Source organism: Pelagibacterium sp. 26DY04, assembly GCF_031202305.1.
Lineage (GTDB): Bacteria > Pseudomonadota > Alphaproteobacteria > Rhizobiales > Devosiaceae > Pelagibacterium.
In genome coordinates this window covers 3,604,686-3,627,132 of the sequence record NZ_CP101731.1, presented here as the reverse complement: position 1 = coordinate 3,627,132, position 22,447 = coordinate 3,604,686, and the positions used below count along the sequence as shown (strand labels likewise).

Below are 22,447 nucleotides of genomic sequence, written 5' to 3'. Positions count from 1 at the left end.
ACAAATTTATGACAGAGTAAGGCGAAGGCTAGAGCGCGCCGGCATAGCGGCGGGCATCAGCATCGAGGGCTTCTAGGCGCCTCAGGGAAAGGGCCGGGGGGCGGTCGCTGTCGCGCGATTCCTTCCAGCCGGTGTTGATGGCCTTGAAGTGCCAGAACGGGGCCTCCGGCGCGGCGCGCAGCAGCGATCTGGGCACGTCATAGATGCGGTGGACGCTGGGTTTGGCACCCAGATCGGCGATCCAGTCGCGGCTGGGGTCGAGCGCCCATTTGTTGGCGCAATGCGACAGGAAGGGGAGGCGGCTGGTCTGGCGATAGGCGAGATGCGGGATGTCCCCTGGGGCGGTGTCGGTCACGACCGGCTCGATCCAGCGCCCCTTGAGGGTCACCAGCCCGTCGGGGCTTTGGCGGGCGAAATCGAAAATGGTTCTGCCTTCGAGCGTGCCGACCAGTTCGTCGATATCGCAGTTGAGAAGCCCTCCGGCGCGGCCGGCGAAGCGGCGCAGGGCGACGTTGAGGCTCGAAACCTGCAGGAAGTGCGGATAGTGCGGGCGGTCGAGGATGGCGGGGTCCTTGCGGCCATATTTGTGCGGCCAGGAGAGGATGGCGATCTCTGCCATGCCGTCCACCGAGAGGGCGCCGGCGATCTCGGCCGGGGTGTAGCGGGTCGAGCCGTTATCGAAGAACAGGCACGCATCGGCACCGTGCAGGCGGACATGCCATTTTGCCCAGGCGGTGATCCAGTCCAGGTCATTGTCCTTGTTCATGGTGACGAGGACGTTCCGGCCGTCGAAGCGCTCGGCCTGGTTGGGCTGGATGGGGAGGCTGAAGTTCAGGCCGGCGAAGGCAAGGTCGATTTCCCGCGCGGTGTCGGGAACGCCGTCCAAGGCGATCAGCATGGTCGAGCGCGAGGGGAAAAACGCCCCGTTAAGGGGCGTTCCGTTCGCCGTAAAGCGCGCGTCGCGAAAGAGCGGATCGAGATTGAGGGCGGGGGGACAGACAAGGATCACCCCTTGCCCCGACATATCCCAAAAACAATCATAGACCAGCGCCCGGGATTCGTAGCGCTTCAGAAACTCCGCCGGCCGTTTGCGCCTGGGCTTGAGCGGCAGGCGGCGCAGGGGCGAGCTTTCGGGGAGGAAGGCCGATGAGGAGGCGGGGAACACCGGATCGGTTTGCTGCATCGAGCGGCCTTTCGAAAGCGTCATGGTCGCGGCCATATCAGACTGGCAGGGAGGCGCAAGGCGTCAGGGGCGGGGACGGCAGTGGGTCGCATCCTTGAGGACGTCCTTGCTGACTGGTCCGACGATCGAGAAAACATCGAGTTCGAGCGCCATGCCCGAAAGGGCGAGGCCGCAGACGCGGTGGTTGAAATCCATGATGTATTGTCCGCCATCGGGCAGGGCAAAGGAGGGGATTTCGAGCCGGATGGGCGCTGGGCCACTCCGGTAGAGATCGGCGAAATGGATGATGCTGGACCGGTGCGGCTCGGGGACGCGAGCGAGTTTGGCGAGCACTTCGTCCACGCGCATCTGCCGCATGGCCAGCCAATGGAGGAAATGGCCGTTTATGCGGCCCAGGCTGTAGCGGAAGAAGGTGTGGTAGCGGCTGAGCGCCGTGGGATCGGTGAGCGTGAGACGGGTGACGGGCCAGCTCTCGGCCTCGAAGCGCGGCCAGTTGAAGCCGACGGTGATCTCGGGGAAGCGCTCGCGGAAGGCGTGCGGCGAAAGGGCGGAAACCTCAGACGTACTCATGAGGCCGCTCCGGCACCGAGGGTGCGGCGGAGCCGCCGGCCGAACCGCTTGAGACCGCCATCCCAGAATTTGAGGTCCTTGAGAATGCGCCGGTCGACCGGGCCATTGAGGGTGGCGAGCGTCAAACGGAAGGGGCGGCCGGCAATGGCGGCGGCGGTGGCGCGGTGATTGCCGTCGAGCAGCAGGAAGCCCTCTTTGCCAAGCGCATAGGCGGGGATCACCATTTCAATCGGCTCGTCCCCGACCGCGTTGAACGCTGCGACATAGCGCTCGAATGCGGCGCGATTGGCGGGCTCGAATTCACCGAGCCGTTGGCGCACCTCACTGATCCGCATCGGGAAGGCGAAGGGGTTCTTCATCGAACATTCCACCTGGGTGGGCGTGCCGCGATAGCAGGTGAAAAGGGCGTCGAGTGCTTGCCGGTCATCGATCGTCTCCAGGCTGTAGCGCGCCGCGCCCTCCGGGATGCGATCCCGGTGCAGCCGCATGTTCGTCGATAAGCCGTCAAAGACTTCTTGTGCGTCGGACATTTGTCTCATTTCTGTGGCGACACTCCGATTGTGCCGATGTATTGGTCTTGGCGCTCGCGACCGGGTTGTCCTAATACGCGCTGGTCGGAAAATTCGCGATGCTTTCCGCATCGATCTGGAGACAGCATGCTACAAAGACTGGGCACCGCCCCGACAATCGCCACCTGGATCGTCCTGATCTCGCTGTTGGTTCTGGCAAATCTCATCGGCAACGCTTCTCCTTATATCTATCTTATCGTTCTCGTCATCGCCTGGCCGTTCCTGTTCATGGATGCCGATGCGCGCCATGCGATGAACCGCTGGGAATCCTACGCCTATCTTTGCGCCTTTCTCTTCATGCTCGTCGCCTTCATCTTTGCTGCAGGCGGCTGGGAGCATTTCGAGAATGTGGGCAATTTCCTGCCCTATCTGCTGTTCATTCCCACCATTGGCTTGCTGGACCGCTCGGCCAGGCCCAACAACACGCTGATCGTTGCGACGTTGGCGCTGGTCGGGGCGATCATCGCCCTGGGCACGGCGGTCTATGACGTGCACATCCTGGGAATCCGGCGGGTGGTCGGCCTATTCAACACCACCAATCCCTTCGCCATGGCCTCGGTGATGCTGGGCTTTCTCTCGCTCATGGGCTTTTGGGCGATCAAGGGCTGGCGGCGCTTCATCTTCTTTGTCGGCCCGCTGGTTGCCACTTATGCCGTCATTCTGGCCGGCACGCGGGCGGCGATCCTGATCATCATGGCGCTGTGTGTCTTGTTTGCGATCTTCGTTGGCGTCAAGCTGTCCAATCGAGGGCGGCTGATCCTGGCCGGCGCCGCGGTGCTCGCCGGCAGTGTCGGGGTGGCGGGGGTGATCGCGCTGGGCGCCGATACCCGCGCCTTCCAGGCGATCGAATCGATCTATCTGTTCCTGACCGAAGGCCAGGCCATCGACCGCTCCGTCGCTATCAGGCTCGAACTCTATCGCGGCGGGATCCTGGCGTTTTTCGATGCACCGGTCTTCGGGCACGGCTGGCGGCATCACGTGCAGGCGGCGCGGCCCTATATGATGGACCCCAGCATCGCCGAACATGTGGCCCGCTGGTCGCACCTTCATAACGACTACATCAATTTCGCCGCGCTGGCCGGCATATTCGGGCTCGCCTCCTATTTCATCTATCTGCTGGTTCCCATCGTCGCGACCTGGAGATCCGAACGCGACAGCCAGCATCACGCGCGCCTCTATGGCGGCTTTGTGCTCAGCGCCTGCTATGCGATCTACGGCATTTTCGGATCGGCCTTCGCCGCCGAACTGTTGTTATGCTTTGGGGCGGTGTTCACGGCGGTGCTGCTGGGCTTCTGCAAGGACCGGCCGCGCGCTTAGATTGGGCGTTGTTACATAACTGTCATCTGGCGCGACTAGATGAGGCTGAATCGAGAAACGGTTCAGCCAGGGCAATCATCCATGTCATCCCATAAGGGCGCCGATCCGATCCATGTCGCGCTCACCTTTGACGACGGATTCTGGGCACCGGCTTATGCCACCATGCGCTCGATATGCCTTGCGACCCACCGTCGCCGCGATCTGGTTTTCCATCTCTGCCATCGTCCGCTCTCGCCCGAGCACCGCGCCGACCTTATGGAAATCGAGGTCGAATTCGGCGCCAGCCTGCGGTTTTACGACCTTACCCAGACGCCGAAATTCCGCGAGCTCATGGGCAGGGTCCCCTATCACAAGCGGTTGACCGACATCGTCTATGCGCGCTTCGTGCTCGAAAGCTTCCTGCCCGCCGACGTCAGGCGCATCATCTATCTCGACTGCGATATGATGATGATGGCGCCCATCGAAGGGCTGTGGGAAGCCGATCTGGGCGGCAAGCCGGCAGCGGCGGTGCCCGAGCCCTGGGGCAAGCTGATCGGCAGCGGGCGCGACATCGCCGAAAAGAGCGACCTGCTCGATCCGGCCGATCCTTATTTCAATGCGGGCCTTCTGGTGCTCGATCTCGAGCGCTGGCGCGAGCTGGACGTCTTCGGCAAGCTCCAGGCGCTGATCGCCGACGGCTCGGTCGACCGGCTGAGCTACAGCCAGAATGTCATCAACCTCATTTTGAAGGACAAGTGGCAGCCGCTCGATACGCTCTGGAACGTCATCGATCCGCACCGCGCCCATGTCTCGCTCAACCCCTACAATCTCCATTACACGGGCGACACGAGGCCCTGGACGCTGACGGCGCATCTGCGCGGGGTGGGCTATGCGCGAATCTACCGGCACATGATGACCAATGCGCTGTTCTATAAATTCTGGCGCTATCGCATGAAAAAGACGGTCGGCAAATACCTGCCCTTTATCGGGGCGAGCCGCCGCGTGCGGGGTTCGTCCGCGCCGCGTCCGGCCACTCCGCCCGCCGCGTAGACCTGCCAAAGGACCCTTGGTCATGCACACTCTGGGCGACGGCCCGATTCACATCGCGCTCACCTTCGACGACGATTTCTGGGCGCCCGCCTATGCGACGATGCGCTCGATCTGCGTTTCCACCCAGCGCAAGCGCGATCTGGTTTTCCACCTCTGCCATCAGCCGATGACCGAAGAGCATCGGGCCGATCTTCTCAAGATCGAAAGCGAGTTCGGCTCGGCGCTGCGCTTTTACGATCTGAGCAAGACCGAGCATTTCCTCGACCTTTTGGGGCGCGTACCGAAAAACAAGCGGTTGGGCGACATTCCCTATGCGCGGTTCGTGATGGACCGTTTCCTTCCCGCCGAGATCGAGCGGCTGATCTATCTCGATTGCGACATGATGGTGGTTTCACCCATCGAGCGGATCTGGGAAGCCGATCTTGGCGACAAGGCCTTTGCCGCCGTGGAAGACGCCTGGGGCAAGCTGCTTGCCGCCCATCACGATTTGCGCGGGCGTGGCGGCGTGCTCGATCCGGCCGATCCCTATTTCAATGCGGGATTGCTGGTGATCGACATGAAGCGCTGGCGCGATTTCGGGGTTGCCGAAAAGCTCGAAACGCTGATCAACGACGGCACCGCCGCCAAATTGAGCTTCAGCCAGAACGTTCTCAACCTGATTTTCCGCAACAACTGGCAACCGCTCGATGCCGGCTGGAACGTCACTTCCCCCAAGCCCGAACATGAGCGCATGGGGGCGCATCTGTTCCACTATACGGGGCACGCCAAGCCTTGGAAGCTTTTCGCGCGCGTTGCGTTTTTCCGGCTCTATCGGCACGTGATGACCAACGAGCTCTACTACCGCTACTTCCGGCATCGGGTGCGGGGACGGCTGGCGCGCTACCTGCCGTTTTTGCGGGCGAGCTAGCGGGCGGTTCCCTCTGCGGTCAATCGGCCAGGCTGCTGCTGGATTCGGGGGACAAGCCCCGGAATGACAGGTGAGGGTTGTGCATCGGTTTTGCCGAACTCCGCCCCGTTCGCTATTGCTCGCGGAAGGCGCGAGCCATGCTGTCGACGATGGGGCGCGCGAGGTATTCAAAGAAGGTGCGCTCGTCGGTTTCGATCAGGATTTCAGCCGGCATACCAGGGGTCGGCGTGAAACCGTGCACGCGATCGAGCTGTTCGGCGGGGATGGTCACGCGCGCGATGTAGATTTCCTGATTGCCCTGGGCGGTTTCGGTGACCGAGTCGGCGGAAACGTAGATCACTTCCCCTTCCAGCATGGGCGTCGTGCGCTGGTTGAGCGCCGAGAGCCTGATATTGGCCGGCTGGCCCAACTCGATCTCATCGATCTGCATGCGCGGGATCTGCGCCTCGATGATGAGAGGAACATCGGAAGGCAGGATTTCGAGGATGGGGCGGCCGCTTTCGATGACGCCGCCGGAGGTGTGGTAGTGCATGCGCACCACGATGCCGTCGACCGGGGAAGTGATCACGGTGCGCGAGAGAATGTTTTCGGCGTCGCGCATCTGTTCGCGCAGGGTTTCCAGCTCCGAGGATACGTCCTGCAATTCGCTGAGGGCCAGTTGGCGATCTTCGGTGCGCAACTGCTCGATCTCGCGGTTGTGCTGATCGATCTGGGCCTGGCCCATCTGCGCCTCGGCCTCGAGCCGGGCGATGTCGCCATCGGCATCGGCAAGGGCGCGCTGCAGGGAATTTAGCGAGGACAAGGTGGTGAGGCGGCGATCATAGAGGGTCTGCTGCACCTCGAAGTCGTCGGCCAGCAATTCGCGCTGGCGGCGCAGGGAGGTGAGCTGGGCGGTGATGCCGCTTGACTGGTATTGCAGCGAGCGGACGTTTTCGCTGAGCACGTCGATGCGGTTCTGCAGGGTCAGGAGCGCCGCCTGGAAGCTTTCCTGCTGGTCGTCGTGGATTGAGCGCACTTCGGGATCGTTAAGGTTCTCGATAATCGAATCCGGCGCCTGATAGGAGGTCTGGCCGTTGACCTGGGCGCGCAGGCGCGCCTCGGTGGCTTCAAGGCGGAGAACGCGCAATTCGAGGCCGCGCGCGGTGGCCAGCGCCGTGGTGCCATCGAGCCGCACGAGTTCCTGGCCGGCGGTGACCCGATCGCCTTCTGTCACCAGCAACTGGCTGATGATGCCGCCCTCAAGGTGCTGGACGATCTTGTTGCTGCCGGTCGCCACGAACGTGCCGGGGGCGATGACGGCTGATGCGAGCGGGGCCATGCCGGCCCATACGCCGAAGCCGCCGAAGGTGACGGCGATGAGGACGAGCCCGAAGACCGCCTGGGACCGGATCGAGCGGGGAACCTCGGAATACCATTCGGTGGTGGGGGAATGGGAAACCAGCGTCATTGGTCGTCCTCCCGGCTCGAAATCTGCGGGCCGGCCGGGCCCTGGGTCAGCGCGGCGAGAACCTTGGCGCGCTCGCCCAGCATGGCGACCGAACCGTTGTTGAGCACCATGATCTTGTCGACATAGTTGAGGAGCGCGGTGCGCTGGGTGATGGTGACCACGGTGATGCCTTGCTTTTTGGCGTGGATGAGGGCCTTGGCCAGCGCCGCTTCGCCGGGGGAATCGAGATTGGAGTTGGGCTCGTCCAGAACCACCAGGCGCGGGGCGCCGAAAAAGGCCCGGGCGAGCGCGATGCGCTGCTTCTGGCCGCCCGAGAGCGGCGCGCCGTCGGCGGCGACCACGGTTTCATAGCCCTGGGGGAGCGTGGCGATCATTTCATGGACGTCGGCCAGCACGGCGGCGTCATAGATCGCCCTGTCGCTGGCATCGTCGCGCATGCGGGCGATGTTGGCCTTGATGGTGCCGGGAAAGAGCTGCACGTCCTGGGGCAGATAGCCGATGCTTTCGCCGAACTGGCGCATGTCCCAATTGCGCAGATCCATGAGGTCGAGCCGGACATTGCCGGAGGTGGGCAGGATCGAGCCCACCAGCATCTTGCCCAGCGTGGTCTTGCCCGAACCTGAATTGCCGATGATGGCGAGCGATTCTCCGGGCTGGAGGGTAAAGGAGATGCCGTTGAGGATGACCTTCTTTGTCGGCGGGGGGACGAACAGGATGCGCTCGACATCGAGGCGCCCCTGGGGCTGGGGCAGCCGCAGGCGCGGGGTGTTGAGGGGGGATGTCTGGAGCAGGCCGCGGATCTTCTTGAAAGAGGTGCGGAACTGGGTGAAGTGGTGCCAGCCTTCGATCGCTCCCTCGATGGGGGTCAAGGCACGGGCGGCGATGATCGAGGCGGCGATCACCATGCCGCCCGTGATCTCGCCCGAGAGGGCAAGATAGGCGCCCCAGCCGAGCATGGCTACTTGGGTGAGCATCCGGAACGATTTCGAGATCGAGGCGATGATGACGTTGCGGTCCTGCGCGCGGACCTGGGATTTGAGCGAATAGGCCGTGTCACGGCCCCAGATGCGCACGGCCTCGGGGATCATGGCGAGGGCGTTGATGATCTGGGCGTTGCGGGACATGGAATCGAGGTGGAGCGTGGCGCGGCTCAGAAAGCCGTTGGCATCGGAAAAATGCCGCGCGGTCATGCGCTGGTTGATGGTGGCAAAGACGAGCAGCGCCAGGCAGGAGCCGATGACGATGAACCCCAGATGCGGGTGCACCAGAAACACCGCGAGAATGAACAGCGGGGCGAGGGGCGCATCGAGGATGGAGATCAGCGTGCCCGACGTGATGAAGGAGCGCAGTTTCTGCAGGTCGCCCAGGATGTGGTAATCCTTGCTCGATCCATTGAGTGAGGAGCGGGCGGCGGCACTCAGCACCGGGGCGCCGAGCTGAACCTCGAGTTCGACGGCGGTGCGCATGAGGATGAACCGGCGTATGGCGTCCAATACGGCCTGCAGGACCACCGCGCCGATCACGGCGATGGTGAGCATCACCAGCGTATCGACCGAACGGGATGTGAGCACGCGGTCGGAAATCTGGAACAGGTAGATGGGGATCGCCAGGACCAGGATATTGGTCGCGACCGTAAAGATCATCACCATGGCGAGGTTTCGCCGGACGGCGTTGATGCCGTTCTGAAAGCTCTTGGCGAAATCGGGCAGCTCGGCCGGCTTGTGGAAACCGCGCCCGCCTCCTCCGCCGCCCCCGTTGTTGGCGCCATTGCCTCCGCCGCCACCGCCTTTGGGACTGAGGGGCCTGGTGAGAGCTTCCCCATCGAGGACTGGCGCCATTTCCGGTGTGCGGTCGGAGCGGGGGAAGGCAGGATCGGCGCGGCTGTCATTGCGCGCCTCAAGAGGCGGCTTGCTCTGCGGCTGCGGCTGGGCCTCGGCCTTGATCTGGGATTGGGGAGCGGGCTGGACGGGCGGAGCGGGCCTGGGTGCGGGAGCGGCTTGGGTCAAGGGTGGTTCGGGCGAGCGGCTGGGTTGCGCCGGGGGAGCCGGTATGGGCCTGGGTGCGGGTTCGGCCGCCGTGCGGGCGGAAGGGCGCACGGGGGCGGGTCTTTGCTCGGGCTGGCGGCTTACGGCGGGCTCGGGCACCACCCGAGGCTGAAAACGTGACTCCGTAGGGGGCTGGACCATGGCTTCGAGTTCGGCAAGCGTTGCATCGATGTTGGCCATGGCCTCCTCGATTGCCGCCTCGTTACGAGAATGGTGCCGCGTCTCGAGCGAGGTGGGCTTGGTGTCCAGAACTGCAGACATTGCAGGAGGCCTTTCAGGTACTCAGGCGAGAACGTGGTCCATGACGTCGTAAGTCGGGCCGGGCGAAACATTGCCGATGGGCTGGGAGTCGAGAGCATCGTCCGCTCCCTCGTCTTCATCGAGAAAGGCGATGACTTCGTTGGCGAGCGTGTCGGGGGAGGAGGGTGCCAGCGGCTGGCCATCGACGATGCCGGACTGGATCAGCATTGCTTCCGAATAGGATTCCCCGCCGACATAGCAGGTCGAGCCATTGGAATCGCTGTCAACGATGCCGGCGGCGTTGACCAGCACGTTACCGCCCGTGGTGATCTGCCAATCGCCTGTCTTGCCGGCTTGATCCGTGTAGAGGATCACCTGGTCGCCGTCAGTCAAGATGTTGGTCTGGCTGACGTAGTTGACGTCGTAGATGTTGCCCGAGATGTAGAGGACGTTGAGCACCTGATCGCCCGCATACATCCCGTCATGGGCAAATCCGGCGGGCATCGAATAGTCCCCGTTCCCGAAACCCTCGAAGGCGGTGAGGTAATGATCGGGAAGGCCCTGGGTCCAGTTTGCCGGTCCTACATTGTGGATCGAGGCCTGGTTCCAGAGCAGGTTGCCGCCCGTTGCCACCGAGCCGGTGTTGCCCCCGGTCGCTCCGTGGCTCGAGATCGTGTCGTTGTCGTAGAGGATGTTGGTCTGGGTGATGTAGTTGACGTCGTAGAGATTGCCGCCGATCAGGATCAGATCGTACATCGCGCCCAGATCGGACAGCGAAACGCCGTTAAAGCTTGCATTGGCGCCGGTGCTCACCGTGGTGGTGGTGCCGGTCGCGGTCATCACTAGGCAATCATTGTCCGATTGCAGGGTGTATTGCTGGATCCATTCGAAAAAGATCATGTCACCTTCGACTACGCTCACCTGCCAATTGAGCGGGACGAGATCGGGGTTGAGCTCAGCCTTCTCCCCACCGGCGTCGCGGGTTTCGGTGACGAAGGTGGCGATGTTGGTGGTGACATTGGCCAGATCGTTGGCGGCAGCGAGGGGGAAATCGGCGGCAATGGCGTCGACGTCGGCGAGCACATTGGTCTGGACGATGACGTCCAGTTCGTAGGAATTGCCCGAAACGGCGATCACGGTGCCGGTGAGGCCGGCATTGACGATGGTGGCCTGGTTGATCGCGAGGTTGTGGCCGGCGTCGGCTTCCATGGTGGTTGGCGTTTCGGACGCATCGATCCGGATCGGCATTGACGAGGGTTCGGGCTCTTCCTGGTCTTTCCAGGTAGCCGGAAGGTGATCGTCGAGGTCGGGCGCCTCCTCGTACACCTGGCCATCGACCCAGACGCCCGAGAGGTTTTCTCCGGCCGCCGTGGGGTTTTCGACCGTGGCGATCGTATCGAGCGTTGCTTGGACCCAAGGGGCGACCGCCGCTTCGGAAAAGCCGATGGGATTGTTGGCGAGCGGACCGCCGGCTTGGGCAGCCTGGGCCTTGAGCACGGCCAGCTCGGATGCGGTGTCGGTCGGCGCGGGGATGGCAAAATCAGGGGTGCCGATCACAACGACGTCGTTGTCGAAGAGAAACTGGTGCTGTTGGACGACGGCGATCATCGAGGGCGGCGGGGGGCCGAGCAGCGGACCCATATCGCTGGCGCCCGAGAACCCGAGGGTCGTATGGGATTGCGCCGTGCCCAGTGTGTCCGGCGTGAACTCCAGAGTGGGAGGCTCGAAGCGAAAGAAGGGCTTTGCGGCCGACATCATCCCCTCATCGGAGGGCGCGCGCCAGCCCACGCTGGGATCATAGCCGAAGACCAGCTCGGGAGGCGTGAAGGGAAGCGCGGCAGCCGTGGGGGCAGGAGCAGGATCGCCTTCGTTCGAAGGCGCCTTGAAGGGGTCGTAGGCCTGGCGCAGGCGGGCCGCTTCAACGGCCATATCGAAATGGCCAATGAAGTGGGCGATGGTTTCGGTCAGGTAGTCGCCATTGGAAAACACCGTCGCTCCCTCCCCGTTTCGGCCGCATCAACGCCGGTGACCCCGCGCAGCGGTCTGCGCGGGGCCGGAACGTTGTCGCGATCAGAAGCTGTCGCCGCTGGTCGTGATCGTGTCGTTGTCGGTCGAACCGCCAACGATCGAGATATCGACGGCGTTCTGCTGCAGGTTGGAACCGAGAACGATGTCGAGGTTGAACGCGGTGCCCTGGAGCTGGATGCCGGCATCGGCAACCGTGGTCCCGTCGCCGTCGGCGCCACCGGAGAACGGATCGATCACCGCATCCCACTGGTTCGCGCCATTGCCCCCGGCCTGCATGTTGAAATTGCCGCCATTGTTCTGCGTCACATCCTGCAGAGCGTCATTGTCGACAATATCGGCGACCTGGTTGACCGCAAAGCCGTCACCAGCACCCGCACCGAAAGCGCCGTTGAAGACGTTCTCGAAGTTGACCGAGATCTCACCGAAGCTCTCGCTCGAGTCGTTGAAAGCGTTGTCATAGCTTTCGCTGTGCGACTTGAAGGCGTCGGTGATGGCTACGTCCACATCGGTCGTGGTTTCGTTGCTGACCGAGTTGTACGAGTCGTCGATCGACTTGTCGTTCAGGGCATCCTGAAGGCTGACATCGATAGACTCGGAGTTGTCGTTGTGGGAGTTGTGGTCAGACCTGTCCGAATTGTCGTTGTTCGAGTCATTGGTTGACTTGTTATTGAACGCATCCTCCACAGCGACATCGACGTCGGTATCGTTGTCTTGGGTTTGGGTGGTAGTGGACTTGTCGTTGAACGCATCCTCCACAGCAACGTCGACATCGGTCGATTCATCATTGCTGTAGTTGTGGGAGTTGGTGTCCGAATTGTCGTCGTTGTCTTCAAAGGTGGCATCGATCGACTTGTCGAGGGCGAAGGACTGTTGGTTCGACCAGTTCTTGGAGTTGTCCGAACCGTCAGCCGAAGCATCGACATCGACGGACTTATCGAGGTTGAACGAATTGTCAGAGCCGTCGGCGGATTGGTCGTTGCCGAAATTGCCGGTCTGGTTGAATTCGCTGCCTTCGAGCATGGTGCCCGAGTTGGAGGCATCCTGGATGCCGTTGTTTTCGTCAGCGCCGTAAGGCATCGGTGTTCTCCTCAGTTGGTTATGCGCCGGCGGGAGAACCTCTGACATTTCTTACGAGGTTAAGTCCCGTAGGTCGCGGTTGGCGTTGCCACTGCCATTGCGAGAGCGGCGAACACGGCGAGGATGCCCACGGAACCGCGTACAGATAAGACGACAATTGGAGCTAAAACCAAGGCGCAGGCAGAGCGCGGCCTGACTTAGATGCGGCTACCTAAACGGATTAGAGTCCTAGGCAATTGGTATGGGGCGAGCGCTCCGGATCCGCGATCTCGGGCAGCCCTCTCATAAATTGTTATGGGCGTTGCGATCAAAGGGCCTAGAAGACGGCCCCCTTTTGGACGGCTACGCTAAATCCAAGGAGCGAGAAAATGGCGCCGGCGCGGCAAAATCTTGTTCACGCATTCGTGAAAATGGCCATCTTTAAATTTGAAGGCCACTTCGCCGACGCGTTAATTTGCCGTTCCCGACAGCAAGGCCATCCGAAAAGGTTTTTAAGAATAGATACTTATGTACCCGCGCGGCCGAAAACGAACAGAGTCACGGTCGAGTCACGCCTTGGCTGGTAACACATTCTTAACTTTCGACCAGATGGTCAAAAGAGATTTACACAGGTTAATTTTGGTGTGGGGGAAGAAGAGATGCAACGTCTGGAAGCCTCCTATGAGAGGCGGGTGGAGACATCGGTGGGAGCGGTGAGCTGGCGCATTATCATCATCGCCCAGCGGAACGCGCTTTTTGAGAGCCTCGGCCGGCTGATCGACAATCATCTGGCCAACGCTCAGGTGGATATCGTCGAAGACATGGCTGAGATCGAAGGCAGGGAAGCGCCTGCCGATCTGGTGCTCATCTACGAACGCGATTGCGCCGAAAGCTGGCGCGACCTTACCTATTTGCACCGGATTCTGCCCGACGCGGCGGTTGCCGTACTGGTTGAAAAGCCCGAGGACGGACAAAATCTCGGCGCCTATGGCGATGCACCGCAACTGCAGGGGTGCCTGCCGCTCAATCTGCGGCTGCAAGTGCTGATGGCGGCGATCTCGCTGCTGCTGAGCGGGGGGCAGTTCTTTCCTCGGCCTCAGGGGCACGGGACGCAGGCGAGCCTGCCGCTCGGGCGGGTTGCCGCGGCAAAACCGCCCGTCCCCTCGGTCGAGGAGGTCAACGTCAACCAGCTCGCGGAACTGACGGCGCGCGAGCGGCAGATTCTTTCCCTGGTCGCCCAAGGGCTGCAGAACAAGCTGATTGCGGATCGCATGAGCCTTTCCGAACATACGGTGAAGGTGCATGTGCACAATCTGATGAGCAAGCTCAACGTGACCAATCGCACCCAGGCGGCCGCGGCCTTCCATGGTCTGCCCTATCGGACAGGGTCGCCCAACCTTGCCGTCACCGGCCGATAGGCGGAGGTCGCGATGGGAGGTCAGACGCAAGCGCTTTTGCTCCTGATCGGCAAGCTGACCTACACCTGGAGCAACACCGAAAGCCTGCTGATCGACGTGATGGCCTATCTGATGCGCGTCGAAAAGGAAGTGGCGATCGTCACCTACCTCACCCTCAATACGACGCGCGCGCGGCTCGACCTGATCGAAAGGCTGGCCAAGCTGGGTGGGGTCAACCCGGCGGACCGCGACGAGATCCTCGCCATGGCGGCGGCCATGAAAGCCATCTCCAAGCTGCGCAACAAATACAGCCACTCCATCTTCTCGTTCAACGAGAGCGGGGACATCGACAGGACCGAATTGCTGCGGATTGCCGATTTCGGGTCGAGCGTTCGTTACGGAAAAGCCGAGCCGATCGATAGCCAGGAATTCCAGAAGTTATCGGAAGCAATCGAAAAGCTGGTCGTCACCAATCGGCTGATCCATGATTTTCTCCAGACGCGCAACACCGCTGTCGCCTGACCAGGCCTGTTGTTTAAAGTATTGCGGAGCTCAAGGCGCGTGGCAGAAAAATTCTGTCTTCATTGGGTGGCAACTCTTTTAACGATTATTTCTTTATAGAAAAAATCAGTTTTTCTGTTATTATTGCATGGGTTTGGGGATAACCAACACATGCCGGTCGTCAAGAACAAAAGCATCCACATAGGGATGCTGGGAACATGTGCCATCCTTGTCGATGGGCAGCTTATCTCGGGCGTTCCTTCATCATTCTACAAAATCGCCGCCTTCCTGCTTTTGTCTGGTCGCCAGGAATCGGTTTCGCGCCAGCGCTTGCGTTCGATCCTGTGGTCCGAGGATGGAGATGCCGAGCGCGCCGCGGCCAATCTGCGCCGTTCGATCGCGCGCATCCGCGAGTTGCAGGCCAGCCTTGGCTTTTCCCTCATCCAATCCAATTTCAATACTGTCTATCTCAACAAAACCGCCAATGTGTCCTGGGATCTGTGGGACTATCTGCGTACGCTTTCGAGCGGGAACCCCATGGGTGAATATCCCGGGGAATTGCTCGCGGACCTCAAAAATACCGGCCCGGACTTCGAGGACTGGCTGGCCGAACAGCGCGCCATGTTGCGCAGCCGGCATATCGATCGGCTGGCCGAGGAGCTGACGCGCAACGGGACCTCCCCCAGCAACAGAAGCGGGCAGCTCGCGCTGGCCCAGAAAATCCTCACTGTCGATCCGTGCAATGAAGAGGCGTATCGGTTGCTGATGCTCGATGCCGCAGACCACAACAATCTGGCCCGTTTGGAACAGATCTACCAAAAGTGCGAGGCCGAGATGAAGCGCGAGCTTGGAGTGTCGATCTCGTCGGAAACCCGCAAGCTCTATGCCAATCTGGTGAGCGCGCTTACGGGCTGACGATGTCGGGCCGGTATTGGCCCAAAAGCGAAGCGATCGTTGCGCGCATGGGTTTGGGACGCCACTGCCGATCATAGGGCAGGCCGCGATTATCGGGGTGGCCGCCATCATGGTAGAGCAGCCAGGAATGGGCGTCGCTCAACCCCCAGGTGGAGACCGACTCCACCGACGGAAATTGCAGCACGGTTTCAAGATAGCGGTGCACGGTGTCGGCAACCAGAGAGTCGCGCCGATTGAGCGACATGCGGGTATCGCTCTCGCGCACGTCGAGCTCGGTGACCGCGACCTTGAGGCCCATATCGGTGAGGTCGCGCACCAGGCCGTAGACCCCGTTCTGGTAGATATTGCCCTTGCGCAGGTCGAGATGGGCCTGCAGCCCCACCCCGGTGATCGGGGCGCCGCGATTGCGCAGGCCTTCGACCGCCCGCAGCAGGGCGAGGCGTTTGCGCGAATCCTCGGGGTTGGCGTATTCGAGCCCGTATTCGTTGAGGAACAGATCGGCCCCGTCCGCGTATCGGGCGGCCGAATGAAAGGCCCAATCGAGGTAGTCCGGGCCGAAGGCGGCAAGGAACTGATTGGCCCTGAGATCTCCGTCGCCCCGGCCGGAGATCGGCTCGTTGATCACGTCCCATTCGCGGACGCGCGAGCGGTATCGGGAGACCACGCGCGCGATATGGTTATCGACATGCTCCCATTCCCTTGTGTCGGCGATCAGCCTTTCGGCCCAGGCGGGGGTGCCCAGATGCCAGAGCAGGGTGTGTCCGCGCATGGCGAGACCTTGGGATGCGGCAAAGCTCGAGCACGCATCGGCGCCGGCAAAGTTGTAGGTATGGGGCCGGGGAGCCAGCGAATTCCACTTGAGCGACCATTCGGGGGTCACCGAGGAGCATTGCGCGGCGATGATCGAGCGGCTTTGGGAGCCGGGACGGATTACGTTGTCATGCACCGCAGTTCCGAACCGCAATCGACCCCGTGCCGCTTCGACGCTGAGCGGGGTCGAAGCCGATGGCTCCTGGAACGCAAGCGCATTCGTGCCGGTTTGCCCGGATTGATGTGCCTGGTCGGCCATGCCGCAGCCGGAAACGAAAAACGCCGGCAGTACCGCAACCGCGGCCGCCGAAGACAGGAAGCGGCGCCGGCTATAGCGAAAGTGGCGGTGTCGCATAATTCAAATCACCAAGATTCATGCGAGCGCGACGGTGTCAGAGGCCATATGGCCTGACAATTAGATCAATGGGGTTAGCTCCGATTGACGATTGTGTCTTAGACGGCGAATTCGCCAACATTTCCAGCAACTTCACACATGGCATCCTCCAGGAGCCGACGTCGAGGAGACTGGAAATGAACAAACTGGCGATATTTTCCACAGCGCTGATCGTCGCGCTTGGCGCGGCCGCAGCCGCCAAGGCGGAAAACAGTACCCTTGCCATCTCGCTCGCCGGCGAAGCCTTCGATGGGGCGCCGGTTTTCGAAGTGCGCATGGGCGGCATCGTGATCGCCAGCGGCAGGCTGGCCCGCCCGCTCGATACCAAGACCGAGGGACGACTGTATCTGAGCGCCGAGCCGCTCGGCTACCTTGAAAATTTCGAATTCACCATCCCCGAGAACCGCTTCGATCCGTTCGCCGACATCTCGATCTCGCTCACCAATGACCGGTATGTCGATGAGGGGCATGGGCACGACCGCAACCTGTTCATCCGATCGGTCGCGGTCAATGGAGCTATGCGGACCGGCGGCGAGCTGACCGCCATCGCGCATGGGCAGAACGTCGACGTCGCGTTCCAGGCCGGGTTGTTGCCGGTCTACGAACAGGGCCACGCGGTGGTCGCCGCGCCGCCTCTCGAGGGCTGGCCGAGCCAACCGGCGGCCGGGGCCGCGCAAGCGGGCCTGGCTGTACTGCCCGAACATGTCGTCAACGAACTCGCGCAAGCGCTGCGATAGGGGAGCTCATCATGCATAAGCACATCGGCAAAGCGACATTGACCAGGCGAAACAAGGGGAGACCCAGCGTATTGGTGGCGGGCGGCGCGGGTTTTCTGGGGTCGCATCTGTGCGAAGCCCTGCTCGACCGCGGCTGCCGCGTGGTGTGCCTGGACAATTTCTATACCGGCCGGGCCAGCAATGTGATCGAGCTCACCCGGTCGGCCCATTTCGAGATCGTCGAGCATGATGTGGTCGATCCGCTGCCGGCGGGTTTGCCGGAGTTCGACGAGATTTACAACCTGGCCTGCCCGGCCTCGCCGCCACATTACCAGGCCGATCCGCTCAAGACGGCGATGACTTGCGCCTGGGGCACGATGAACCTGCTCGAGCGGGCCCGCAAGGACGGCGCCAAGCTGTTTTTGGCCTCGACATCGGAAGTTTACGGCGACCCCGATATCCATCCGCAGCCCGAAAGCTATTTCGGGAACGTCAACATGGTCGGCCCGCGCGCCTGCTATGACGAGGGCAAGCGCTTCGCCGAGACTCTATGCATAGATTATGGCCGCGCCCACGGGGTGCCGGTCAAGATCGTGCGCATCTTCAACACCTACGGGCCGCGCATGCGTGCCGATGACGGAAGGGTGGTGTCGAACTTCATCGTGCAGGCGATCAAGGGCGAACCGATCACCATATATGGGCGCGGAGACCAGACGCGGTCGTTCTGCTATGTGGACGATCTGATCGCCGGGTTTCTCTCCATGATGGAGACCCCCGAAAGCTTCACCGGCCCGGTCAATCTGGGCAATCCGGCCGAAATCACCGTCGCTCATCTGGCGCGCGTGGTGCTGGCGCTGACCGGATCGGAAAGCCAGGTGGTCTACCGTGTTCGGCCGGTCGACGATCCATGCCGGCGGCGCCCCGACATTTCGTTGGCCGGGCGGATGCTGGGCTGGGAACCGGAAACCGAGCTTTTGATCGGGCTTGAAAACACCATCGACTACTTTCGTCAAACGGTCGAGCGCCTAGACCCGCTCGACAGCCGCGCGCCGCAACCGGCCGGGTCCGGGATGGTCGCCTGATCGAACGCTTCCGTCTGCTTGTAAGAACACGAACCCGCTTGGGCGGAGCGGCGAGGCTTTGCCCCGTCGCCGCCTAACGGGAGGATTTCATGACCGGTTTTGAATTCGATTTTTTCGCCCTGTTCTTTGCGAGCGTCCAGATCGCCTATTTCGGCTCGATGCTGGTGATGCTCTACCTTTTCACGCGGCCCGTGAATTTCGTCGACGTGCGTGAGGGCTATGGCAAGCCCGACCACAGGCTGCCCTATATCGTCCTTTTCTACCCGGTCCTGCGCGAACTCGAATCCACGATGCGCACGACGTTTCTGACGCTCGAACGCATCGACTATCCCAAGAGCCGGTTCAAGGTGGTGGCCATCCCCAACGCCGACGATCTGGCGACCGTCGCAAGCCTTGAAAGGCTTAAAGGGGAATTCCCGTTTCTCGAACTGCTCGAAGTTCCTCCGACCTCGCATCCGAGTTGGCAGGTTGTCTGGGACGGCTGGAACAGGTCGCCTCACGCCTATTGGTGGCATCGGGGCGCGCGGGCCGGGACCAGGGCGCTGCCGCCCAAGAAAACTCGCCAGCTCGTCTATGCCTTCTACACGATGGCCAAGCAGCTCGATCATCTGGACGATTTTCTCGTCAACTATATCGACGCCGATAGCTGCCCGCCTGCTGACCATTTCCGCGCTGCGGCGGCGGGGATCGGGCGCTACGACGTGCTGCAGGCGCAAAATATCGCCGGCAATCTCAACGCCAGTCTTGCCGCAAGCTGGCACGCCTTCGACCATATGGCCTGGGACGGGCATATCTATCCCCATCTGTCGGCTAATGGCGCTCACCCCTATTGGGTGCTCGGCAAGGGGCTGTTTTTCAAGGCCTCTGACCTCACCGAACTGGGCGGGTTCAATCCTTGGATCACCATCGAGGATCCGGAAGTGGGCATGCGGTTCTGGGCCCATGGCAGGCGCCTTGGCGTTATCGAGAACCCGCTGATCGAAGAAGTGCCTTCGACTTTTGCCCACGGGATCACGCAACGCAAGCGCTGGGTCGCGGGCTTTTTCCAGAGCCTAGCGCAACCGCTTGTCGAGATGGGGATGAGCCCGCGGCAGCGGTTTCTGGCCCGGCTCAATTTCGTGCCCTGCCTGTCGCTATGGCTCAATTCGGTGGGCTGGCCGCTGGCTGTCTATGTGACGTGGCAATATTTCTCCGGCCATCTGGCGCTGCCGCACTGGATGCTGCTGCTCGGACTTGTCAATGGCGTGCTGTTTCTGGGGCTTCTGGGCGGAGTTTACGCCCGCACCTGGGTGCGGTCGAAACTCGTGCTCAAGAGCCGGCGCGAGCGGGCGCTGTATCTTTTTCGGGTCAATCCGCTCTTCGTTCTGGCCTGGTGGTTCGTCTGGCTGGTGCCGCTATTTATCGGACTGCGCATGTTCCTGCTCGACCAGGGGCTGGTCTGGGAGAGGACCGAAAAGACCGATGCCAATCATTCCCTTATCCGCGCGGTGCTTATCCCTCGCGGCGTTTCCCAGCCCGTTGCGGTTCCTGAAGCCATTCCGGCGCTGCCAAGGGCAGAACACTCTCCATCGCTTCAACCCAAGGTCTATTCCAATGCGTAACCAACATGTGCTGATTACAGGCGGGGCAGGGTTCATCGGCTCGCACCTTGCCGATGTGATGATCGAACGCGGATTTGCCGTCACAGTCTTTGACTGCCTTTTGCCCCAGGTTCATGGCGAGATCGAAAAGGACGGCGAGGGCTGGCCACGCTATCTCAACCCCAGGGCGCGCCGCATCAAGGGCGATGTGCTCGATCAGCGCGCCTTTGCGGCGGCGCTTACGGGCGTGACCCATCTCGTGCATCTGGCCGCCTCGGTGGGGGTTGGCCAGTCCATGACCAATATCGTCGACTATACCCGCAACAACACGCTGGCGGCCGCCAATGTGCTCGAGGTGCTGGCCAAGGGCGGGCACGGCGTCCAGCGGATGGCTGTGGCGTCCTCCATGTCGATCTATGGCGAGGGCGAGTATCTAACGTGCGGTGGCAAGCCGGCGATCGCCGAAATGCGGCCGCTGGAGCGGCTGCAGCGCGGCGAATGGGAAGTGCAGCAGAACGGGGAAACATTGACCCCGATCGCGACACGGGAAACAAAGCCGCTCCAGCCCGCTTCGATCTATGCCGTCAACAAGCGAGACCATGAGGAGATGTTCCTCTCGGTGGGCCGCGCGATCGGCATCCCAACGGTCGCGCTGCGGCTGTTCAACGCCTATGGCCCCAGGCAGGCGCTGTCCAATCCCTATACGGGTGTCGCGGCGATTTTTGCCTCTCGCCTTCTCAACGACCGCGCGCCGCTGGTTTTCGAAGACGGCAAACAGATGCGCGATTTCGTGCATGTGAGGGACGTGGCCGAGGCGTTCGCCACCGTGATGACCTCGCAATCGGATGTGTGGGATGCCTTCAATGTGGGGAGCGGGACCGCCGTTTCGGTCAATACCATCGCACATACGCTGGCGCGGCTCCTTCGCAAGAACATCGCCCCCCATGTCCTCGGCAAGTACCGGGTCGGCGATATCCGGCATTGCTATGCCGATATCGGCAAGATCGCGAAAACCTTTGGCTTTCGTCCCCGGCGCGATTTCGACAGCGGCATGGAGGAACTGGTGGGCTGGGTCGCCGCGCAATCGCTGCCCACCGATGGGGCGGAACGCAGCCTTGGCGAACTCGAACGGAGCAAGATGGTGGTCTAGAACCGCAAAACCGTATCCATCCCCGACCGAGCCCTTTTGCTGGAAACGCCCTGGCTTCAGATGGCGATCTGCGAGGGGGGGAGCAGGGTGTCGATGCTGAGAGCGGTCATGGGCGGTGCGTAATAGTGCCCCTGAAACCGCGCGGTGCCGAACTTGGTAAAGACGTCATGCTGGAACGGGGTTTCGACGTTCTTGGCGGCCAGCACCAGTCCCATGGTGCGCACCTGGCTTGCCGCGCCCCACAGCCGGGCCTGGGTGGTCAGATCCTCCCCCGAGCCCATGGCAAGGGCGGGAAGCTTGATGCAATCGAGGGGAGACTGGGCCAGGGCTGTCCAATCGTAGTCGAGCAATTGCTCTGGCGTTTCGAAATCGGCGTCGAAAGTCAGTTCGATGCCGAGGGCGCGGAGCGCGGACAGCGTGGCGGCGATCTCGGGATCCTCGACGGCTTGTCGCGAGATTTCGAATTGCAGCCGGTGAGGCGATATGCCGGCGCGTTCGAGCCGCGCCCTGAGATCGTCGACAAATCCGGCGGCATGGAGCTGATGGCGCGAAATGTTGACCGAGAGCCAGCCGATACTGGATTGGCTCAGCCTTGTGATCACCACATCGAGTATCCATTGGCCGAGGGTTTGCATCAAATCCTCGGCTTCGGCCACTTCGATCAAAAGGCGGGTGTCGAGCCGACCGTGAACGGGATGGTTCCAGCGCAGCAAGGCTTCGGCGCCGATGATTTCCGTGCCATTGCTTCCAAAGATCGGCTGATAGACAAGGCTGAGCTGGTTGCCCTGTGCAATGGCGCCGCCAAGCTCGATGGCGAGGCGGGCGCGGATGCCGAGCCGGTCGTCCAATTGCTCGGAATAAGTCACGTGGCACTCCCCGCCGAGCCTTTGGGCCTCGTAGCGCGCGATCTCGGCGCGGCGCAGGAGCGTGCCGGCATCCCCGCTTCCGGAACGGTGGTCCGCAATTCCGATGCTGAGCGAAACCTTGACATGCTCGGCGGCGATGGGAACCAGCGCGGTAAAGGCCGTGATCAGCCGCCGTGCAACCGCCACGTCGTCGGCATGGCTGGGCCGATTGCGCATCACGAAGGTAATTGCGCCATCGCCGACAAAGAGGGGATCGTCGGCTCTGATCAGGGTTCTGAGGCGGGCCACCACTTCTGTGCTGACGGCTTGGACCACATGGCTGCCGAGGTCGCGTTCGATATCGCCGAGCCCATCGATGGCGATCGAAAGCACCGACACTTCGGAAGCAGGCGCGACGGCAAGCTCACGGTCGAGCGCACGTTCGAGATCGGTCGTGGACGAGGAGAGTTCGCGGAACCGGGGAGCCGGCGTCCGCTCGTCATCGATCTTCTCGGCATGCGCGCCACCCTGGGCTGCACCGAGGCGAGCGATGACGATTGCCGTAAGAACTCCGCCGGTCAGGGCAAGGGCAGCAATGGCGAGCGGCCCTTGGCCGGCCAGTATGGCACCAGCCATCGCCGCCACAGCGACAGCCACGCCCGCCGT

General features: G+C 62.0%; 19 protein-coding genes. 10 read left to right on the top strand and 9 right to left on the bottom strand.

The genetic code is table 11. The features are described 5' to 3' along the window. Positions 1-28: 28 nt before the first annotated feature. From NO932_RS18045 to NO932_RS18035, 3 genes are read right to left on the bottom strand one after another with little or no spacing between them, the layout of a single operon-like run. On the bottom strand, positions 29-1,207 hold the full coding sequence (locus tag NO932_RS18045) for a hypothetical protein (RefSeq protein WP_309208771.1): 1,179 nt from the start codon (positions 1,205-1,207) through the stop codon (positions 29-31). Positions 1,208-1,246: 39 nt separating this feature from the next. Further along, positions 1,247-1,753: a hypothetical protein gene (locus NO932_RS18040; protein WP_309208770.1), complete on the bottom strand. Its 507-nt coding sequence runs from the start codon at positions 1,751-1,753 to the stop codon at positions 1,247-1,249. After that, positions 1,750-2,283: a hypothetical protein gene (locus NO932_RS18035; protein WP_309208769.1), complete on the bottom strand. Its 534-nt coding sequence runs from the start codon at positions 2,281-2,283 to the stop codon at positions 1,750-1,752. Before NO932_RS18035 ends, NO932_RS18040 begins: the two co-directional genes overlap by 4 nt. 126 nt (positions 2,284-2,409) lie before the next feature. Here NO932_RS18035 and NO932_RS18030 point away from each other — a divergent pair, with 126 nt between their 5' ends. The 3 genes from NO932_RS18030 (at position 2,410) to NO932_RS18020 (ending at position 5,575) form a co-directional block, all read left to right on the top strand. Next, positions 2,410-3,639 carry an O-antigen ligase family protein gene (locus tag NO932_RS18030; protein ID WP_309208768.1) on the top strand — a complete coding sequence of 410 codons (1,230 nt, stop codon included), beginning with the start codon at positions 2,410-2,412 and terminating at the stop codon, positions 3,637-3,639. A gap of 81 nt (positions 3,640-3,720) precedes the next feature. Further along, complete coding sequence (locus tag NO932_RS18025; protein WP_309208766.1) at positions 3,721-4,668, top strand: glycosyltransferase family 8 protein; 948 nt, start codon at positions 3,721-3,723, stop codon at positions 4,666-4,668. A 22-nt stretch (positions 4,669-4,690) separates the two neighbouring features. Beyond that, positions 4,691-5,575: a glycosyltransferase family 8 protein gene (locus NO932_RS18020; RefSeq protein WP_309208765.1), complete on the top strand. Its 885-nt coding sequence runs from the start codon at positions 4,691-4,693 to the stop codon at positions 5,573-5,575. A gap of 112 nt (positions 5,576-5,687) precedes the next feature. On the opposite strand, the gene NO932_RS18015 is transcribed toward NO932_RS18020, so the two are convergent. The 4 genes from NO932_RS18015 to NO932_RS18000 all read right to left on the bottom strand — a co-directional run bounded on the left by NO932_RS18015 (position 5,688) and on the right by NO932_RS18000 (position 12,412). Beyond that, the gene (locus NO932_RS18015; protein WP_309208764.1) at positions 5,688-7,022 is read right to left on the bottom strand and encodes an HlyD family type I secretion periplasmic adaptor subunit; all 1,335 of its coding nucleotides are present in this window, start codon (positions 7,020-7,022) and stop codon (positions 5,688-5,690) included. Further along, positions 7,019-9,208, bottom strand: coding sequence for a type I secretion system permease/ATPase (locus tag NO932_RS18010; protein ID WP_375142897.1), 2,190 nt, complete (start codon positions 9,206-9,208; stop codon positions 7,019-7,021). The genes NO932_RS18015 and NO932_RS18010 overlap by 4 nt, the downstream gene beginning before the upstream one ends. A gap of 141 nt (positions 9,209-9,349) precedes the next feature. Next, complete coding sequence (locus tag NO932_RS18005) at positions 9,350-11,296, bottom strand: hypothetical protein (protein ID WP_309208762.1); 1,947 nt, start codon at positions 11,294-11,296, stop codon at positions 9,350-9,352. An 81-nt stretch (positions 11,297-11,377) separates the two neighbouring features. Further along, positions 11,378-12,412 (bottom strand): hypothetical protein, encoded by a 1,035-nt coding sequence (locus tag NO932_RS18000; RefSeq protein WP_309208761.1) that lies wholly within the window; start codon positions 12,410-12,412, stop codon positions 11,378-11,380. Between the two features lie 638 nt (positions 12,413-13,050). Here NO932_RS18000 and NO932_RS17995 point away from each other — a divergent pair. The 3 genes from NO932_RS17995 (at position 13,051) to NO932_RS17985 (ending at position 15,204) form a co-directional block, all read left to right on the top strand. Beyond that, positions 13,051-13,809 (top strand): response regulator transcription factor, encoded by a 759-nt coding sequence (locus NO932_RS17995; RefSeq protein ID WP_309159740.1) that lies wholly within the window; start codon positions 13,051-13,053, stop codon positions 13,807-13,809. A 12-nt stretch (positions 13,810-13,821) separates the two neighbouring features. Further along, complete coding sequence (locus tag NO932_RS17990) at positions 13,822-14,310, top strand: hypothetical protein (RefSeq protein WP_309208759.1); 489 nt, start codon at positions 13,822-13,824, stop codon at positions 14,308-14,310. A gap of 150 nt (positions 14,311-14,460) precedes the next feature. Further along, positions 14,461-15,204, top strand: coding sequence for a BTAD domain-containing putative transcriptional regulator (locus NO932_RS17985; protein WP_309208758.1), 744 nt, complete (start codon positions 14,461-14,463; stop codon positions 15,202-15,204). On the opposite strand, the gene NO932_RS17980 is transcribed toward NO932_RS17985, so the two are convergent. Continuing rightward, positions 15,194-16,369, bottom strand: coding sequence for an endo-1,4-beta-xylanase (locus NO932_RS17980; protein ID WP_309208757.1), 1,176 nt, complete (start codon positions 16,367-16,369; stop codon positions 15,194-15,196). The genes NO932_RS17985 and NO932_RS17980 overlap by 11 nt on opposite strands. Before the next feature lie 176 nt (positions 16,370-16,545). Between NO932_RS17980 and NO932_RS17975 the strand changes: the two genes are divergently transcribed. The 4 genes from NO932_RS17975 to NO932_RS17960 all read left to right on the top strand — a co-directional run bounded on the left by NO932_RS17975 (position 16,546) and on the right by NO932_RS17960 (position 20,936). Continuing rightward, the gene (locus NO932_RS17975) at positions 16,546-17,145 is read left to right on the top strand and encodes a hypothetical protein (RefSeq protein WP_309208756.1); all 600 of its coding nucleotides are present in this window, start codon (positions 16,546-16,548) and stop codon (positions 17,143-17,145) included. A gap of 11 nt (positions 17,146-17,156) precedes the next feature. Continuing rightward, positions 17,157-18,206, top strand: coding sequence for an SDR family oxidoreductase (locus tag NO932_RS17970; RefSeq protein ID WP_309208755.1), 1,050 nt, complete (start codon positions 17,157-17,159; stop codon positions 18,204-18,206). An 89-nt stretch (positions 18,207-18,295) separates the two neighbouring features. Further along, positions 18,296-19,807 carry a glycosyltransferase family 2 protein gene (locus NO932_RS17965; RefSeq protein WP_309208754.1) on the top strand — a complete coding sequence of 504 codons (1,512 nt, stop codon included), beginning with the start codon at positions 18,296-18,298 and terminating at the stop codon, positions 19,805-19,807. Further along, the gene (locus tag NO932_RS17960; protein WP_309208753.1) at positions 19,800-20,936 is read left to right on the top strand and encodes an NAD-dependent epimerase/dehydratase family protein; all 1,137 of its coding nucleotides are present in this window, start codon (positions 19,800-19,802) and stop codon (positions 20,934-20,936) included. The genes NO932_RS17965 and NO932_RS17960 overlap by 8 nt, the downstream gene beginning before the upstream one ends. A gap of 56 nt (positions 20,937-20,992) precedes the next feature. Here NO932_RS17960 and NO932_RS17955 read toward each other — a convergent pair whose 3' ends face one another. Further along, a complete protein-coding gene (locus tag NO932_RS17955) occupies positions 20,993-22,438 on the bottom strand; it encodes an EAL domain-containing protein (RefSeq protein WP_309208752.1) in 1,446 nt (481 codons plus the stop codon). Between the last annotated feature and the right edge of the window lie 9 nt (positions 22,439-22,447).

Coding starts and splice junctions, on each gene's coding strand:
- NO932_RS18015 (WP_309208764.1), bottom strand. CDS start 7,022: ATGACGCTGGTTTCCCATTCCCCCACCACCGAATGGTATTCCGAGGTT.
- NO932_RS18010 (WP_375142897.1), bottom strand. CDS start 9,208: ATGGTCCAGCCCCCTACGGAGTCACGTTTTCAGCCTCGGGTGGTGCCC.
- NO932_RS17985 (WP_309208758.1), top strand. CDS start 14,461: ATGCCGGTCGTCAAGAACAAAAGCATCCACATAGGGATGCTGGGAACA.
- NO932_RS17975 (WP_309208756.1), top strand. CDS start 16,546: ATGAACAAACTGGCGATATTTTCCACAGCGCTGATCGTCGCGCTTGGC.
- NO932_RS17960 (WP_309208753.1), top strand. CDS start 19,800: ATGCGTAACCAACATGTGCTGATTACAGGCGGGGCAGGGTTCATCGGC.
- NO932_RS18035 (WP_309208769.1), bottom strand. CDS start 2,283: ATGTCCGACGCACAAGAAGTCTTTGACGGCTTATCGACGAACATGCGG.
- NO932_RS17970 (WP_309208755.1), top strand. CDS start 17,157: ATGCATAAGCACATCGGCAAAGCGACATTGACCAGGCGAAACAAGGGG.
- NO932_RS17995 (WP_309159740.1), top strand. CDS start 13,051: ATGCAACGTCTGGAAGCCTCCTATGAGAGGCGGGTGGAGACATCGGTG.
- NO932_RS17980 (WP_309208757.1), bottom strand. CDS start 16,369: ATGCGACACCGCCACTTTCGCTATAGCCGGCGCCGCTTCCTGTCTTCG.
- NO932_RS17965 (WP_309208754.1), top strand. CDS start 18,296: ATGACCGGTTTTGAATTCGATTTTTTCGCCCTGTTCTTTGCGAGCGTC.
- NO932_RS18045 (WP_309208771.1), bottom strand. CDS start 1,207: ATGACGCTTTCGAAAGGCCGCTCGATGCAGCAAACCGATCCGGTGTTC.
- NO932_RS18025 (WP_309208766.1), top strand. CDS start 3,721: ATGTCATCCCATAAGGGCGCCGATCCGATCCATGTCGCGCTCACCTTT.
- NO932_RS18000 (WP_309208761.1), bottom strand. CDS start 12,412: ATGCCTTACGGCGCTGACGAAAACAACGGCATCCAGGATGCCTCCAAC.
- NO932_RS18020 (WP_309208765.1), top strand. CDS start 4,691: ATGCACACTCTGGGCGACGGCCCGATTCACATCGCGCTCACCTTCGAC.
- NO932_RS18040 (WP_309208770.1), bottom strand. CDS start 1,753: ATGAGTACGTCTGAGGTTTCCGCCCTTTCGCCGCACGCCTTCCGCGAG.
- NO932_RS17990 (WP_309208759.1), top strand. CDS start 13,822: ATGGGAGGTCAGACGCAAGCGCTTTTGCTCCTGATCGGCAAGCTGACC.
- NO932_RS18030 (WP_309208768.1), top strand. CDS start 2,410: ATGCTACAAAGACTGGGCACCGCCCCGACAATCGCCACCTGGATCGTC.